The 16,056-nt window shown below is 69.1% G+C and carries 15 protein-coding genes and 1 pseudogene; 11 read left to right on the top strand and 5 right to left on the bottom strand.

The features are described from left to right. Positions 1-33: 33 nt before the first annotated feature. Both FHX37_RS01105 and FHX37_RS23110 read right to left on the bottom strand, forming a co-directional pair. Entirely contained in the window at positions 34-1,125 is a 1,092-nt protein-coding gene (locus FHX37_RS01105; protein ID WP_211351870.1) for an RNA-guided endonuclease InsQ/TnpB family protein, read from the bottom strand. A gap of 160 nt (positions 1,126-1,285) precedes the next feature. Beyond that, positions 1,286-1,606, bottom strand: coding sequence for a dihydrofolate reductase family protein (locus FHX37_RS23110; protein ID WP_246061986.1), 321 nt, complete (start codon positions 1,604-1,606; stop codon positions 1,286-1,288). A 470-nt stretch (positions 1,607-2,076) separates the two neighbouring features. Here FHX37_RS23110 and FHX37_RS24030 point away from each other — a divergent pair, with 470 nt between their 5' ends. From FHX37_RS24030 to FHX37_RS01080, 5 genes are all read left to right on the top strand, one after another. Then, entirely contained in the window at positions 2,077-2,157 is an 81-nt protein-coding gene (locus FHX37_RS24030) for a putative leader peptide (RefSeq protein WP_394344508.1), read from the top strand. A 117-nt stretch (positions 2,158-2,274) separates the two neighbouring features. Then, positions 2,275-3,714 carry a dicarboxylate/amino acid:cation symporter gene (locus FHX37_RS01095; protein ID WP_141921616.1) on the top strand — a complete coding sequence of 480 codons (1,440 nt, stop codon included), beginning with the start codon at positions 2,275-2,277 and terminating at the stop codon, positions 3,712-3,714. 249 nt (positions 3,715-3,963) lie between these two features. Further along, complete coding sequence (locus FHX37_RS01090) at positions 3,964-5,235, top strand: chemotaxis protein CheA (protein WP_170181474.1); 1,272 nt, start codon at positions 3,964-3,966, stop codon at positions 5,233-5,235. A 42-nt stretch (positions 5,236-5,277) separates the two neighbouring features. After that, entirely contained in the window at positions 5,278-6,684 is a 1,407-nt protein-coding gene (locus FHX37_RS01085) for an FtsW/RodA/SpoVE family cell cycle protein (RefSeq protein WP_141921615.1), read from the top strand. A 109-nt stretch (positions 6,685-6,793) separates the two neighbouring features. Further along, entirely contained in the window at positions 6,794-7,501 is a 708-nt protein-coding gene (locus FHX37_RS01080; RefSeq protein WP_141921614.1) for a GAP family protein, read from the top strand. A 135-nt stretch (positions 7,502-7,636) separates the two neighbouring features. Here the strand turns inward: FHX37_RS01080 and FHX37_RS01075 are convergent, their stop codons facing one another. Then, positions 7,637-9,028 carry an MFS transporter gene (locus tag FHX37_RS01075; protein WP_141921613.1) on the bottom strand — a complete coding sequence of 464 codons (1,392 nt, stop codon included), beginning with the start codon at positions 9,026-9,028 and terminating at the stop codon, positions 7,637-7,639. Between the two features lie 53 nt (positions 9,029-9,081). Here FHX37_RS01075 and FHX37_RS01070 point away from each other — a divergent pair, with 53 nt between their 5' ends. From FHX37_RS01070 to FHX37_RS01055, 5 genes and pseudogenes are all read left to right on the top strand, one after another. Further along, a complete protein-coding gene (locus FHX37_RS01070) occupies positions 9,082-9,672 on the top strand; it encodes a TetR/AcrR family transcriptional regulator (RefSeq protein WP_141921612.1) in 591 nt (196 codons plus the stop codon). 86 nt (positions 9,673-9,758) lie between these two features. After that, positions 9,759-10,364 (top strand): annotated as a pseudogene (locus tag FHX37_RS23375) (amidase family protein); the annotation flags it as partial. Positions 10,365-10,531: 167 nt separating this feature from the next. After that, positions 10,532-11,005, top strand: a complete 474-nt coding sequence (locus tag FHX37_RS23370) for an amidase family protein (protein ID WP_246061985.1) — start codon at positions 10,532-10,534, stop codon at positions 11,003-11,005. A gap of 138 nt (positions 11,006-11,143) precedes the next feature. Further along, a complete protein-coding gene (locus tag FHX37_RS01060) occupies positions 11,144-11,743 on the top strand; it encodes a TetR/AcrR family transcriptional regulator (protein ID WP_170181472.1) in 600 nt (199 codons plus the stop codon). Between the two features lie 116 nt (positions 11,744-11,859). Then, complete coding sequence (locus tag FHX37_RS01055) at positions 11,860-12,342, top strand: nitroreductase family deazaflavin-dependent oxidoreductase (RefSeq protein ID WP_141921609.1); 483 nt, start codon at positions 11,860-11,862, stop codon at positions 12,340-12,342. 781 nt (positions 12,343-13,123) lie between these two features. Here the strand turns inward: FHX37_RS01055 and FHX37_RS01045 are convergent. After that, entirely contained in the window at positions 13,124-13,879 is a 756-nt protein-coding gene (locus FHX37_RS01045) for a sugar phosphate nucleotidyltransferase (RefSeq protein ID WP_141921607.1), read from the bottom strand. A 62-nt stretch (positions 13,880-13,941) separates the two neighbouring features. Between FHX37_RS01045 and FHX37_RS01040 the strand changes: the two genes are divergently transcribed. Further along, a complete protein-coding gene (locus FHX37_RS01040; protein WP_246061984.1) occupies positions 13,942-14,382 on the top strand; it encodes an NUDIX domain-containing protein in 441 nt (146 codons plus the stop codon). On the opposite strand, the gene FHX37_RS01035 is transcribed toward FHX37_RS01040, so the two are convergent. After that, positions 14,377-15,867, bottom strand: coding sequence for an SUMF1/EgtB/PvdO family nonheme iron enzyme (locus FHX37_RS01035; RefSeq protein WP_246061982.1), 1,491 nt, complete (start codon positions 15,865-15,867; stop codon positions 14,377-14,379). The two genes, FHX37_RS01040 and FHX37_RS01035, sit on opposite strands and share 6 nt — an antisense overlap. Between the last annotated feature and the right edge of the window lie 189 nt (positions 15,868-16,056).

The raw sequence follows: 16,056 nt of genomic DNA, 5'->3' as shown, positions 1-16,056 counted from the left end.
CTGCTGGGTGGGCTCCTCCGTCCAGACACCCCGTTATGGGGTGGCAGGGACGCGTGACTCACGCCCCGCATTCCACACGCTCTCGCCACGGTGGGCGATGTTGTGGGAAGCATTCCGGTCGGCGTGGGCAACGACCCCACACCCCCGGCAGATGAAAAGCCCCTGGTCGACACGGTTGCGCTGGTCGATGTGCTGGCACTGTGCGCACATCTGCGACGTGTAGGCAGGGTCAACGACGACCAGGGGCACACCCGCCCCCTTGGCCTTGTAGACGATGAATCCTGCGAGCTGGGCGAAGGCCCAGGAGTGCAGCGCGACCCGTTGGGGCTTGGATAGCCGTACCCTCTGCCGGATACCCGTCAACTCTTCGAGTGACAGTCCGGACGAGGTGCGTTCAGCCTCGGTCACGATCGTCTTAGAGATAATGTGGTTCTGGTTCGCGGCGTGCCGCGCCTCGCGGCGGGCGCGGGCCTTGAGCCGCCGCTTGGCGGACTTCGTGCGCTTCTTCTGGAGCTTGGCTCGCAGGACGAGCTGTCGCTTGCGGTGGCGGTTCAGGCCGCGCCCGGCAGCCTGGTAGCCGGTCGAGGTGGTGGCGATGTTGGCGATACCGAGGTCCACACCGATGAAGCCGTCCGGCTCATACTGCTCGCCCTCGGGCACCTCGCACGTGGCAATGAGGTAGAAGACGCCGTCACGCTCGATCAGGTCGGACTCGCCCTGCCGATGCTGCTGGAGCCTCGTGAGCGCCTCCGCCGAGCAGGCGAAGCGGACGTTCTTGATACGGCCCGCCGTGGTCCAGAGCGACACGGTTCGGCGGTCGTACTGCCAGGACAAGCATCGATCGTCGTAGGGCTGGGCGGCCTCAGGTCGGAAGGCGATCGGTGTCGACTCGGCCCTGCGGCGGCGTTTCGATCCTGGCGCGCCGAGGTTCCCGGCACGAATGTTGGCCGTGAGCGTGGTGTCGGCGTCGCGCACCTTCTTGATGACGTGCTGGGCGGCCTGCGCTCCCAGCCCACGGGCCTTCAGCTCGGCGTAGGTGTGCTTGCGCAGCTCATATTCACGCGGCACGCCACGCTCAAACGCCACCTCCGACACCCGGTTCGCGGCCTCGTTGACCGCGCGCAGGCTCGCGCCGAGCGCCGACGCCTGCTCGACGTCCGGAACGCTGCCCGATCACCGTCCTCACCGGAGACGCGGTCTCACCGTGAGAGACCACTTCGTGAGCGCACAGCGACCGGTGTTCCGCGAGAGCGTCCACAGCGGCCACGAGCCCGGCCGGACACAGCTACTCGCTTCGGTAGCGAAGCAGGATGCCCCCGGAGCGGAACGGGCGCGACTCCACCAAGCGCAACTGTTGGGCCGCCGCGGCATCGGCGAACAGTCGGGCCCCCTGTCCACGCACCACCGGATAGACGAACAGCCGGTACTCGTCCACCACGCCGGCGGCGATGAGACTGTGGACCAGCCGGATGCTCCCGGTGGCGACGATGTCCTTCCCCGGAAGCGACTTCAGCTCCCGGATCTCCTCACCCGCATCGCCGCGCAGCACCGTCGTGTACTGCCACTGGGGGTCCTCCAGGGAAGTGGAGAACACGTACTTGGACACCGTGTCCAGGTAGTTCGAAACACCGCTGGGGTCGTCCCGCCGCGCCGGCCAGTAGCCGCGCTCTCCTCGAAGGTCACCCGCCCGAAGACCACGGCGTCAGCGGCGACGCTCTGCTCGGCGAGCGCGGCGTTGAGGTCGGACATCTCGTCCGGGTCCACGTTGGCCGGGGCGAACCACCCTCCGGCACCGTCAATCACGCCGTCCACAGTGATGTTCTCGGTTACCACCATGTCGCGCATCCGCGCCCCCTCATGAGCCACTCCTCTTACCCGCACCAAGGCCCGATACCGGTGAGCCGTACCCGGACGGTACCGCTGTGTCCCACGCCACCGCAGGAAAAACCCGCCCTCTTCTCCGCCCTTCGCGGCACCGACTCCCCGGACTCGTTCTCACCAGCGGAAACGATCGTGACGTGATCGACATCCCGGCAGTGCGGAATAAAATCGGCGTTTGGGCTATTGTACTGACACGTGACGAACATTTGGGGACTTACCGGGCGACGGCACGTGGACCTGTGCCGGATCGCCAGCCAGGCGTGTCGCCGGCTGTGACAACCGCGCTGATTCTGCCCTGAGGCGGACGCGACCCGTCCGCGACGTCACCCGCCACCGCACCTCCCCCACCACAGGGACGCCGCGGTGCCTGTTGTCCGATCATGGAGTCACCCCGTGCTATCCGCACTCAGACGTATCCCCTTCGCAGTTCAGGTCCTTGTCGGTCTGGTCCTCGGCGTCGGCCTGGGCGTCGTGGCCCGCTACATGGGTCCGGTCGGTGAGGACGCTGACCCCAACTGGCTCGGTGTCACCCTGGACACCATCGGCTCGACGTTCGTCACGCTGCTCATGGCGATCGTCCCGCCGCTGATCATCCTCGCCGTCATCTCCTCGATCGCCAGCCTGCGCAACGTCACCAACGCCGCCCGGCTGGCGGGACAGACCCTGCTGTGGTTCGCGATCACCGCCCTCGTCGCGGTGACGATCGGGCTGGGGCTGGGCTCGTTCATCCAACCCGGCGCGAACAGCGGCGTCGACCCCTCCTCCGCCGAGGCGGCCGACAGCCAGGGAAGCTGGCTCGCCTTCCTGGAGAGCATCGTCCCGCAGAACTTCCTGGGACTGGGCGCCGAGACCGCCCAGGAGAGCGGCGCGCTCACCACGACGCTGGACTTCAACGCGCTGCAGCTCATCGCGATCTCCATCGCGGTGGGAGTCGCCGTCGTCAAGGTCGGCAAACCGGCCGAACCGTTCCTCAACGTCGTCCAGTCCGCGCTGCAGATCGTCCTGAAGATCCTGTGGTGGATCATCCGGCTCGCCCCGCTGGGCACCCTGGGGCTGCTGGGCAACGCGGTCTACAGCTACGGCTGGACCACCATCGGCGCGCTCGGCGCGTTCGTCGGCGCGATCTACCTCGGCCTGGTGCTGGTGGTGTTCGTCGTCTACCCGCTGCTGGCGCGGGCGCACGGCCTGCCCATGACGAAGTTCTTCAGCGGGGTGTGGCCGGCCGTCCAGCTGGGCTTCGTGTCCCGCTCCTCGATGGGCACCATGCCCGTCACCCAGCGCGTCGCGGAGACGAACTTCGGCGTTCCCCAGCACTACGCGTCGTTCGCGGTGCCGTTCGGCGCCACCACCAAGATGGACGGGTGCGCCGCCATCTACCCGGCGGTCGCGGCGCTGTTCGTCGCGCAGTTCTTCGGCGTCCCGCTGGGCATCACCGACTACCTGCTGATCGTGTTCGTCTCCGTGATCGGCTCCGCGGCCACCGCCGGGACCACCGGTGCCACGGTCATGCTGACCCTGACCCTGTCCACGGTCGGGCTGCCGCTGGAAGGCGTCGGCCTGCTGCTGGCCGTCGACCCGATCCTGGACATGGGCCGCACCGCCACCAACGTGGCCGGCCAGGCGCTCGTGCCCACCATCGTCTCCAAGCGGGAACGGATCCTGGACACCGAGCGCTACAACGCGCCGCGCGGCCTGGACGGGTTCGTCGAACCGGAGTTCACCACGGAGGCGGAACGCGACGCGGCCGAGGCGCACCAGGCTGACGCCGGAACTTCCGAGGGGTCCGCGGAGGAACCCGAGGACTCCGACACCCGACTGGCCGCCTCGACGTAGGCGCGCTGTCCGACGAACCACCCGGAGTGCGGTCCGCTGCGGCGGGCCGCACTCTTTTTCCCACCACCGCGGGAACCCACAGCGGTGGCTGTTCGTCTTCGTTACGGGACCGGTGTCGCCTCTCGCCGAAGAGGGGAGGTCGCCGGCCCGATGGCCACCAGGAAAACCGCATCACACCGGGTACCTGTTCGACAGACGGGGTATCCAGGAACCGATTCTGGGTTTCGCGCCCCGAGGTAAAGGACAATCATGTTGCGCCGCTTGGTAGTACCGGCCCTGTTCGCAGCGGGGCTCACCGCAGTCATGGCAGCGCCGGCGAACGCCGACGCGGTCCCCCCGGCCGATGACGTTGCCAGCCAGTTGCAGGACAACCACCTCTTCATCGAGGAGAGCGCCTCCGACGCCTTCCCCCAGCCCGAACAGGACGTGCTGGTCCAGGCAGCCGAGGACTCCGACGTCCCCGTCTACTACGTGATCCTTCCGGAGGACATGCTGCGCTCCGAGGAGTCCATCGAGGTCTTCCTCGACCCGATCATGGACGACCTCGGCGACGGGGTCTACGCCGGGTTCGTCGGCAGCCAGGGGTACTTCGTGGAGTCGCCGAACCTCGACCAGTCCGCCGTCGACGAGATCGGCGCCGAGGCGAAGGCCAACGGCAACCAGAACAACGTGGACACGCTCGCCGCCATCCCCGACGCGGCCGAGGCACAGGAGTCCTCCGAGACCGCCTCCGCCGTGTTCGGCTCGGTGCTGCTGGGGCTGCTCGTGCTGGCCGTCGCGGGCGGCGGGTACTTCCTGTACAGCTCCAAGAAGAAGCGCGAGGCCGAGAAGGCCAAGCAGCTGGCCGAGATCAAACAGATGGCCTCCGAGGACGTCGTGCGGCTCGGTGAGGACATCGCGCAGCTGGAGATCGACCTGTCGGCGGTGGACGAGGCCACCCGCAACGACTACGAGCAGGCGATGAACTCCTACGACCAGGCGAAGAACCTGCTGGACAACATCCAGCAGCCGGAGGAGATCCAGCAGGTCACCACCGCGCTGGAGGACGGCCGGTACTACATGGTCGCCACCCGGGCCCGGATGAGCGGGGAGCCGGTGCCGGAACGGCGCGGCCCGTGCTTCTTCAACCCGCAGCACGGCCCCTCGGTCCAGGACGTCATGTGGACCCCGCCCGGCGGCAGCCCGCGTTCGGTAGCCGCCTGCTCCACCTGCGCCCAGGCCGTCCAGTCCGGCTACGACCCGGACGTGCGCATGGTCGAGGTGGACGGCCAGCGGCGCCCCTACTACGACGCCGGCCCCGCCTACTCCCCCTACGCCGGAGGCTACTTCGGCACGGACATGATGATGGGCATGTTCTCCGGGATGATGATGGGCTCCATGATGGGGTCCATGATGGGCGGCGGCATGATGGGCGCCGGCATGGGTGACATGGGCGGCGACATGGGCGGCGACACGGGCGATTTCGGCGGTGGTGACTTCGGTGACTTCGGCGGCGGTGACTTCGGCGGTTTCGATTTCTAGAGCCGCCGCGGCCGCACCGCCCGTGTCACCACTACTCGCACGATGAGCCGCGCCGGCAGCCGGGATCCCGCGCTGCCGGCGCGGCCGCGTCGCACGGAGCTCGCGCTGCTGCTGGCCGCGCTGGTGCTGCTCGCGTTGGGGTTCGCCTCGGCCGAGGGGGACATCCGCGGCCAGCTCAGCGGCACCGTGGCGCTCTACGCCGGCGCGCTCGCCGGTGCGGCGCTCGCGCTGCACACAGCGCTGCGGTTCCTCGCACCGTGGGCCGACCCCCTGATCCTGCCGCTGGCGACAGTCCTCAACGGGGTGGGGCTGTGCACCATCTGGGGTCTGCACCGGGTGTCCGACCCGCGGGCCTCCGAGGCCGCCGACCAGCTCACCTGGACCCTCTGCGGGATCGCGCTGTGCGGGGCGGCGCTGGCGGTGGTGCCCCGACCCCGGATGATGCAGCGCTACCCCTACCTCACGGCGGCGGCCGGGCTGGTGCTGCTGACCCTGCCGATGCTCCCGTTCGTCGGCATCGACGCGTTCGGCGCCCAGCGGTGGATCGGGGTGGCCGGGTTCACCGTCCAACCCTCCGAGTTCGCCAAGATCCTGCTGGTGGTGTTCCTCGCCGCCTACCTGAGCATCAAACGCGACGTGCTGTCGCTGGCCGCCCGCCAACTCACCATCGGTTCGGTGAAGGTCTTCAGCCAGCCCCGGATGCGCGACCTCGGCCCGATGACGGTGGCCTGGGGCGTGGCGATCCTGCTGCTGGTCGGCACCAAGGACCTGGGCACCTCGCTCCTGCTGTTCGGCGTGTACCTGGCGATGCTCTACACCGCCACCCAGCGCAAGTCCTGGGTCGGCATCGGGGTGGCCATGTTCGCCGCCGGAGCCTGCGTCGCGTGGGCGCTGTTCGGGCACGTGCAGCGCCGGGTCACGGCCTGGCTGACACCGTTCGCGCCGGACACCTACGAGGCCGAGGGCGGCAGTTTCCAACTGGTCCAGGGGCTGTTCGCACTGGCGGAGGGCGGCCTCACCGGCACCGGGTTCGGACAGGGGCGCGCGGCGGACATCTTCGCCTCCGACAGCGACCTCATCCTGGTCTCGATCGGGGAGAAACTCGGCTTCACCGGCCTGGCCGCCGTGGTGGTGCTGCTGTTCCTACTCACCGAACGCGGGTTCAGAGCGGCGCTCGAGTCCCGGGAGATCTTCGTGAAGCTCGCCACGAGCGGTTTCGCCTTCCTCCTGGCGTTCCAGGTGTTCGTGGTACTGGGCGGGGTGACACGCCTCATCCCCCTGACGGGTATGACGACCCCGTTCCTCGCCGCCGGAGGCTCCTCTCTCGTGTCGAGCTGGATCATCGTCGGGCTGTGGCTGCGGATCAGCGACGCGGCCCGCCGTCCCGAACCGGCCGCGGAGCACGGCGCCGACGCCGCCACCGAGGTGCTGCGGCTGCGGTCGGGTTAGGACGCGGCCAGGCGGTGCTGGGGCGCCGCGTGGCAGGACAAGCGTCCACCGAAACAGGACCCACCCCCCGCCCCGGCTCCGCCCGCGTCCCGAGAGAAGAGGTCAGAGCGTGGAACTCCTCAGCCAGATCCTGCCACTGGCCCTGTTGGACACGTTGAGTGTCGCCACACTCGCCATCCCCGTCTGGTTCCTGCTGACCCCCGGAAACCTGCGCGTCGGGAACGTACTCCTGTACCTGTCGCTGGTCGGCGGCTCCTACTTCCTCCTGGGGCTCCTTCTGGTGGGAGTCCTGGAGCGGACACGGCCGCTCGTACGGTCAGCGCTCCAGTCGCCAGCGGGCGACCTCGGGCTGGCCGTGGCGGGTTGCGCGTTCCTGTCGGCCGCTCTTTGGCACGGTTTCCGGAAGGCGGACACCTCCCGGCGGGGATGGATAGGCAGGTGGCGCGAGGCGGCGGTGGGAGAGCGCGCCGGAACAGGCGTGCTGTCGGCTGTGGCCGTCACCGCGGTCGTGCTGGAGATCGCGACGATGTTCCCGTACGTCATCGCTTTGGGCGCCCTCGCCGACGCCGGCACCCCGTTTTCCACGAACGCGGCCGTGCTGGCTCTCTACTGCCTGGTCATGGTCGCGCCCGCCCTACTCGCCACGCTTGTCGTCGCCCTCGCCAGGACGCTGGTGCGCCCCCTGCTCATCAGGGTCGACCGCTGGCTCAGGGACAACTCCCAGGAGGACACCGCGTGGCTGCTGGCCGTCATCGGGTTCCTGCTCCTCCACCAGACCTCGTACTTCGACGCGCTCATGGACCGCATCGGCGGGTGACCCGGTGGCCCGTCCCCCAGGGACACGGCCCGCGCCCCTCCCCGGAAAGGCGGGTGTAAGGCGCCCCGGCCTCTACCACCGGTCCGTGCCACTGTCCCGAACACCCCCGACGAGCGGACACCATGCGCACGGAGGTCACCGCGTTTCCGTCCGGGTTTCGGACGGGGCGGACGAGTGCCCGTACCGGGAGGCGGGCAGGCGGGCGGCGAGTACGGCGACGGCCCCGACGGTCCCGGCCAGGAACAGGAACGCGGCCCCGTCATCGCCGGCCGCTGCGGTGATGGCGGTGGCAGCGGCGAGCCCCAGGGCGCCGCCGAACTGCTTGCTGGTGTTCATCAGTCCCGACGCCGCGCCGGCCTGGTCCGCCGGAACCCCGGACGTGGCGGTCGTGGCCAGGGGCGTGTTCAGCAGGCCGCCCCCGGTGCCGGCCACCAGACTGGGGCCGAGCAGCGCCAGGGCGTAGCCGCCCTCTGCGGCCAGCCCGAGCCACACCAGACCGAGCGAGGCGCTCAGGGAGCCGAGAACGACGAGGCTCCGGGGCGGCACGCGATCCATCAACCGCGGCGTGATCCAGGTGTTGACCACGAGCATGGACAGCGTCATCGGAAGGAACCCGAGTCCCGCCTGGAGCGCCGAGAACCCCAGCCCTTCCTGCATCCGGAAGGTGAGGAAGTACCACAGCGCCGCCTGGAAGCAGGTGCCGACCAGCACGATCGCGATGTTGCCGTGGACCACCGGCCTGTTGCGCAGCAGGCCGGCCGGAACCAGCGGGTGCGGAGTCCGCCGTTGCTGCGCGAGGAACACGCCGAACAGCACGATGCTCACCACCGCGGCCGTGCCCGCCCGGGTGGTGGTGCCGCTGCCGCCCGCCGCGGACAGCGCGTAGGTGGCGCAGGTCAGCCCACCGGTGGCCAGGGCGGCGCCGGCCAGGTCGAGTCGGGCCCGGCTCGGACCGGCCGGGGTGTGCCTGCGCAGCACGAGCGCCCCCGCCAGGACGGCGCCGCCGATCGGAAGGGTGGTCAGGAGTACGGCGCGCCACGAGATCAGGTCGGTCAGCGCCCCGCTGAGGATGTTGCCGATGCCACCTCCGGCGAGGCTGACCGCCGTCCAGGCGGCCACCGCGCGCGTGCGTTCCCGCCCCTCGGCGAAGACCGTGGTGAGCAGGGTGAGGGTCGCGGGCGAGACGACGGCCGCGCACAGGCCCTGGACGGCCCGGGCGCCGACGAGTGTCCCACCGCCGGGGGCTAGGCCCCCCAACGTGCCGGCGAGCGTGAACAGGGCCAGGCCCCATGGCAGCACCACTCCGGTACCGAGAACGTCGGCGAGCCGCGCGCCGGCCAGGAGCGCTCCGGCGAAGCCGAGGGTGTAGGCGAGCGCCACCCATGCCGACAGGGTCGGACCCATCGCGAGGTCGGCCCGGATCGACGGCAGTGCCACGTTGACGACCGAGACGTCGAGGACCACCAGGAGCTGCGCGACGCAGGAGACCCACAGCGCGAGTGACCGGAACCGGGAAGCCGAGGACAACCAACCTCCTTTGATACATCTGTATCACGATGATACGAGCGTACCATTGCGGTATGGGAGAAGAACCGTCAGCGCCGGAACCCGAACGCCGCGAGGAGATCCTGGACGCCGTCGACCGCATCCTCGGCAGGGACGGCGCGCACGCGGTCACCATGCGCGCGGTGGCCGCCGAGGCGGGTGTGTCCCTCCGCCTGGTGCAGTACTACGGGAAGAACAAAGCCCAGCTGATGACGGCGGCGCTGGACCGCCTCGCGGACCGGAGCGTCCAACGGTGGCGGGCCCGGTCCGCCGCGCGGACCGAGAAGCGCCCCGAGGAGGAGCTCAAGGCGTTCTTCGACGAGGCCCTGCCCACCGACGAGGCCAGCCGCGCGTTCCACCGCGTCGGCGTCTCGCTCGAGCTCCTGGCGATCACCCGACCGGACGCCGCCGCCACCGCCTACCGCGACCACCTGCGCGCGCTCGTCGAGCACCTCTCCGGGACCCTGGACGAGAACGCCGGCGCGGAGGACCAGCAGGCGCGTCGGAGGGCCGTCGAGGCCATCTCCCTCTCCCACGGCCTCGGGACGCTCGTCATGGCCGGAGTGGTCACCGAGCACGAGGCCGAGGACCTGGTTCGGGACTACCTGGGCCGCTCCCGGCAGTGAGGGCGGTGGTGGTGATCCGGCGGACGCGGTCCCGACCGGGAGCGGCAGCGGGAGGAAGGGCAACGACTCGCCCCCTCCCCCGCGGCATGGCGGTCGCCACCCGGTGCCGGCCCCGATGCCCGCCCCGGACCTCCACCGAAGCCGCCTGTCACCGGCCTGCCCGGACCGCCCCCCAGTCCCCGGACGCGCGAGGCCGCCCCGCCATGGAAACGCAGTCGTACCCGACCCTGTCGGCCTCCCGGATCGCCGCGGCGGTCACCAGCGGCGAGGCCACGGCGGCCGAGACCGCAGAGGCGGCACTGGCCGCGATACGGAGCACCGACGACGGGGTCCGGGCCTTCACCGGGGTCTGGCCCGAGGCCGCACGCTGGTACGCCCAGCGGGTCGACCGGAGACTCACCGAGGGCAGGCCTCTGCCACTGGCCGGAGTACCGCTCGGGGTGAAGGAGAGCCAGGGGCTGGACGCGGAGCAGACCCGCAGGCTCGTCGCGGCCGGCTGCGTGCCCGTCGGCGCCACCTCGGTCCCGGGTCCGCGCACGGCGTGGCGGACCTGGGGACACACCGACCGGGGGCCGACGCTGAACCCGTACCGGCCCGACCGTTCCCCCGGCGGTTCCTCGGCCGGTTCGGCCGCGGCCGTCGCCACGGGCATGGTGCCGCTGGCCACCGGAAGCGACGGTGCCGGTTCCGTGCGGCTGCCCGCCGCCTGGTGCGGGGTGCTCGGGCTGAAACCCGCCAACGGCCGCGTCGCCGCCGGTGACAGCGCGGGGTTGAACATCGCCGGGCCGCCCGCTACCTCGACGCCCTCGCGGGAACCGACACCACCGCCGGCCTTCGTGCCCTGGCACGGGCTCCGGCAGTGGCCTGGTCGGCCACGCTCGGGTTCGCAGCGAGCGAGAGGAGCATCACCGCCACCGCGCGCTCCGCCCTGCAACGGCTCGCCGACCGCGGCCTCCTGCGCCTTGTGGAGCGGCCCGTCGAGCTTGCCGACCCCGGAACGGCCTGGGCGGCGCTGCGGACCGGCGGTTCCACCGCCGAGCGGCAGGCCGCCCGACAGCTCCGCGCTGACAACGACCGGCGCCTGGCCGCGGCGTTCGCGGAGCTCGACCTGATCGCCACCCCCACCACACCCAACCCGCCACACGGGCACCATGGACCGGGAGCACGGATGAGCGTCGCCTTGACCTGGGCGTTCAACCTGAGCGGTCATCCGGCCGTCTCTCTTCCCGCCGGCCTCACCCCAGACGGTGAACCCGTGGGGCTGCAACTGGTGGGTCGGCACGGCGGGGAGGGACTCCTGCTCGCCGTGGCGGCGCAGCACGAGGCGGCGTAGGGCCGTCCAGCCGGTGCCGCCGGCGCGGGGAGCGTTCGGGAGCGCGGCATGCGGGTGGGATCCGACCGGGGGTGAGCTTGATGGGGAAGTGGAACACCCACTATTATGACTGACTGGTCAGTCATAATAGGAGGAACCGTGACGCCGAAGAGAGTGGACCGGAGCGCGCGGCGGGAGCAGATCCTGGCGGCCGCCGTGCGCGTCTTCGCCCGCAAGGGGTTCGCCGCGACGCGCATCGACGACGTCGCCCGCGAGGCCGACATCGGCAAGGGCAGCGTCTACCTCTACTTCGACAGTCGGGACGCCCTGCTCAGCGCCGCGTTCGAGGCGTTCGCGGAACGTTCGCGGAACGTACTCCAGCAGGCGCGCGAGGGGACAGGGCCGCCACTGGAGCGACTCGGCTCCCTGGTGCGCTCAGTGCTGGAGGCGCTCGCCGACGAGCCGGAACTCGCCCGTATCCTGCTCGACCTGTGGTCGAGCGGCCGCGAGGAAAGCCAGCTCCCCCTGGACATGCCGGGCGTCTACAGCGAGTACCGGACGACGATCGCCGAACTGCTGCGCGAGGCCGAGGGCACCGTCCGGGAGGGAGTCGGAGAGCACCACGCGACCGTGATCGTCGGGGCGATCGAGGGCTGCCTGCTCCAGTGGCTGATGGACCCCCGACTGCCGATCACCGAGCTGGCCGAGCCGATCCTCGACGTGTGCGTCGAGGGCGTGCGCCTCCGGGAGGAGGCGTGAACCACGGCCGTCACCTCCGCGTCGGGCCGGTTCGACGCCCGCCCGGTTCGCGCCCCGGTGCTGCTGACCGAACCGCTACTGGCCCATCCCGCCCTCGAGACAAGGAGCGACGAACCGTGACCTTCTCCCAACCGCCGCGTACGACCGCGCGGCGCGCCCTGTACCGGGCGCCGATCTGGATCTACCGACTGGGGCTCGGCGGCCTCCTCGGCAACAGGTTCGTGCTGCTGACCCACATCGGGCGCAAGAGCGGCAGGGCCCGCCAGGTGGTACTGGAGGTCGTGGGGCGCCACGAGGAGTCCGGCGGGTACCTGGTCGCCTCCGGCTACGGCGGACGCGCGCAGTGGTTCCGCAATATCAGCACCGAGCCGCGGGTGCGCTTCCAGGTGGGATGGCGCCGCTACACGGGCACGGCGCGCCCGCTGCCGGCTGAGGAGTCGGGGCGCCGCCTCGCCGAGTACGCCCGCCGCCACCCTCGGACCGCCGCCGCGCTGATGCGGGCGGTCGGCCAGGAGGTCGACAGCACCGACGCCAGCTACGAACGGGTGGGCGCCGACCGGGAGCACGGGGTGCCCATCGTCGCCCTGCGACCCGAGTGAGCCGCGCCCGGCGTGACCCGCTACCCACGCACCCGGCCTTCACAAGACGGAGTGGAGTGGCTGGGAGCGGGAGCTTTCCCGCTCCCAGCAGGTAACTGACCTCGACCTACCCCCACGTGCGTGAGGCTCATCCGCGGTGTCAGTGTGCGGCTGACCCGTACCTCGGTCCATCCCCACGTGCGTGGGGCTCACGTGACAATCCACAGAGGTTGTCCGGAGCGTTGCGGTCCATCCCCGCGTACGCGGGGAGCATAAATAGTCGCTCTGCGTGAGCATGCGCCGTATGGGTCCATCCCCGCGTGCGCGGGGAGCATCTGGGGGACCGTCTCCGGAATCGGAAACGCCCGGGTCCATCCCCGCGTGCGCGGGGAGCATCCGGTTGGTCAATAGCAATACAACGCCAACCGGGGTCCATCCCCGCGTGCGCGGGGATCATCTCTCTGACCTGGTCTTCTATGTCACGCGCGTGCCCGTGTGTGCAACTTCTGGATATTCGGACATAACACGTACATACCTCAAAAACGCGTTATCAACGAGCAGTGCGGCGCGTAACCCAACACCGCGACGACGGAGCCAGGAGACCACATCTCCCGTCGCTGTGCACGCTCCCCCGGATGAAACCGCGCCTGATCCCATGTGGTCGGCAAGTGTGTGTAGCAGCGATGTATCCATTCCGCGTGGTAGCGACGTCGAGAACGCGACACCTCCGCTGTCGTCGCCGACGCGGTGGGATAGCTCACCCCGCACACACCGCGCCCCGGAACCGCAATTGCCCCCTATCTCAGTCGACGTTCGGGAAGGGCGCCCCAAGATCGGTCACAGTAGTGTCTACTCGCCGGACTCTGACCGATGCCGTCTGGGCGTAGGTGGACAAGGCAAGCGATAGTTTCGGCTCTCCGCTGGAGTGCCGGTAGGTGTGGAGGAAGTCCAGGAATGAGCGACTGACCCGTGAACGGCCGGTCATGAGCGCGAGGTTGTCGCAGCCGTAGGTGGCTTCGAGAACGGCTGCTGTATCCTCGTCGGGCTTTTCCACCAAGCGAACCATGCGGTCGTTGTCGCAGACGACGACGCCGCGCTTGGTTGCTGCGGCGCGTGTGTAGGGCCGCACCATCACCGCTGTGTCGGCGTCCAGTTCACCCAGGTGCAGCAGGGGGCGGGCGTTGGGAAACAGGTTGTCGGCGTACATGACATACAGCTGGGCGGGCCGGTTCAGGTAGTCGTCGGCGTTGAGTACGGACGTGATGTCACCGTAGGTACCGGACTGGGGGATCATGTCCACGCTGGGCCAGTGCCGCGTTTCGGTGGCGGTGTCGGCAACCTGGTCATACGCGTCGGGCTTGTTCAGTACGTAGCTGATCCATGCGGCGAACCGGGTGTAGTAGGGGTGGTGCACCATGACGGTTCGCGCGTTTCCCAGGTCGGCGATTTCTTCCATGAGCAGTGCGATTCCTGGTTTCCCATGCACGGGAAAGTATTCTTTTGGCAGGAATCGGAACCAGTCCGCCCTCCTTGTTCCCAGCCCTCCGGCGGCGATCATTACTGAATGCTGTTTTCCTCGGTCCGATCGCATTGAGCCATCCTTTTCGCTAGGGTGCTGACATGGATATACGCGTGACGGGTTTCCTTGTGGAGGACGGGCAGGTTCTGCTGTTGGACCAGGACACCGACGGGCTGCGCAAGTGGAGCCTGCCCGGCGGCCGGGTCGAGGAGGGCGAACCGCTCGCTGATGCCCTCGTTCGCGAGATGCGGGAGGAAACCGGAATCGACGTCGAAGTCGTCCGGTTGCTTTACGTGTGCGACCACATCATTCCGGAAAAAGGTCTTCATGTGGTGCACATGACTTTCGAGGTGCGAAAGGTGGGCGGGACTCTCGGTAAGATCTCCGAGGGAATCGATACGCGCCCGATTCGTGGAGTGGAATTCGTAAAGACCGAGGATCTTTCGCAGCTCGGTTTCAGCGAGCGGTTCGCCCAGCTGGTCGAGGGCGGCTTCCCTGGCGCCGGCTCCTACATGGGACCGAAGTCGGCTATCGGGCTATGACAGAAGGGCGATAGCCTCCCGGTCGAGTTCGGACAGGGGGCGCGTCCGGTCGCCTAGCAGGGTGAGCCACCGGCTCAATCGGTCGGCTACCTCGTTAAGCGAACATCGAGGACCCGTGGAAGATGCACAGGTCAACCGCACACCGACACCGCAGGAGGCGCCGAGCAGGTGCCGGGAACGCCGACTCGTCACCTCCTCCCGCGACGCGGGTGTGTTCCATGCGGCTCCGTGCCGGTACCGCGTTAGGGGCGCCCACTCCGTTCCGTGGCCCGGCCCATCGCAGCACCACACTCGAAGATTGCCGACTCTGTGGTGCACAGCTTTCGGCCCTAAACCAGGTTCATCGACGGGAGTCACATCTCCCATCTGGTATTCGGCGTTGCTGGCGTGAGCGCCGGCAGTGAGCGCGTCCAGCTCGCTGCTGGTCGGGAGCCGCGCCCCTTCCCAGAAGGCATAGGCGGCTGCTCCGATCCAGGTGATCCAGTAGGCCGGATGGTGTTCGTATCCGGGGCTCACTCGCCACCCCTTGCCGGTGGGGTGCAGTCGGCCGCCGCGTTCGTGCGGCATGGGGATCGCGACGATGTGTACCCCGTGCAGGGTGGTCTTCAGGCCCGCGTCGGTGAGCCCGTTAAGGAAGACACACATCTCGGCGTTGGAGACGAGCAGGTTCCGCCACCGGGTATGAGGGGGAGCCAAGGGGACATAGGCCGGTTCGGTCCGCGCCTTGCGAATGGTGGTCGTCAGTCTCGGTGGGGCGGCTTCTGGATTGTCGAAGGTGGCCAGGGCGTAGGAGTCGGCACCGGCAAGCCACCGCTCCGCCCTCTTGGACGACGCGGGAGCGACGATGCTGCGGAGCAGACTCAAACAGCGTGACGTCTCGGACGTCACCACCTCGGCGGTTCCGGGGCGCAGACGCGCGACCAAACCGTCTTTGTGGTTGGTGGTCGCGAACGTGCTGTCACAGGAGGGTGTCTCCTTTGATGGGAGCGAAGACGCCGATCCGAATTCCTCAACCAGCCCGGCCAAGGGCCGCGTGGCGGATCGCCAGTCGAGTACGGCAGCTTCGTAGGACACATGCGCGTGTTCACGGTCTCCAAGGGCATCGGCGAGCAGGGCCGTGTTCAAGGTGATCAGCCGTGTAAGCGCGACGGGCGGGCACGGATCGTCGTCGGGTACGAGTCTCGACCAGCGGCGGTGTTCGTCCTCGTGTGCCAAGGCCGCAACATGGCGGTAGATGTTCCCGTAGTCCCACCGTTTCCAGAGGGCGCCACGGGTGAAAGAGCTGGCCACCCCTAGCGGAGACCGTGAGAGCACCACAACGGGTGAGTCCGGGAATAGCGCGAGGAGCGCCGCGGCGGTGAAATACAGGTTGGTCTCTTTGACGACGTGGCGCCCGCCGCGGTACTTGCTGCTCTTGAAGGACTCCACCCAGTAGGCGGCGAGCGGAGCGTGTACAGCGGGGCTTGTTGCACTGATTGTGGTCAAGGGGGCGAGTGGGTGTTGCCTGCCGAGCTGCTGCCGAAGGTGTTCGTTGTGCTGGATGGTGGAATGTCGCAGGGAGTCGAGAACCCAGTTCGACCCCACGCGTTCGGAGGTTCCAAGAACGAGTATCAGAGGGCGTTCGTCAGCCGTCATGGTTCGTGTCTCCCAGGGGGTGTCTCGAAGACGGAAGTT

Origin of the sequence: Haloactinospora alba (genome assembly GCF_006717075.1) — a bacterium.
Lineage (GTDB): Bacteria > Actinomycetota > Actinomycetes > Streptosporangiales > Streptosporangiaceae > Haloactinospora > Haloactinospora alba.
This window is presented reverse-complemented; position numbering and strand designations above follow the sequence as displayed.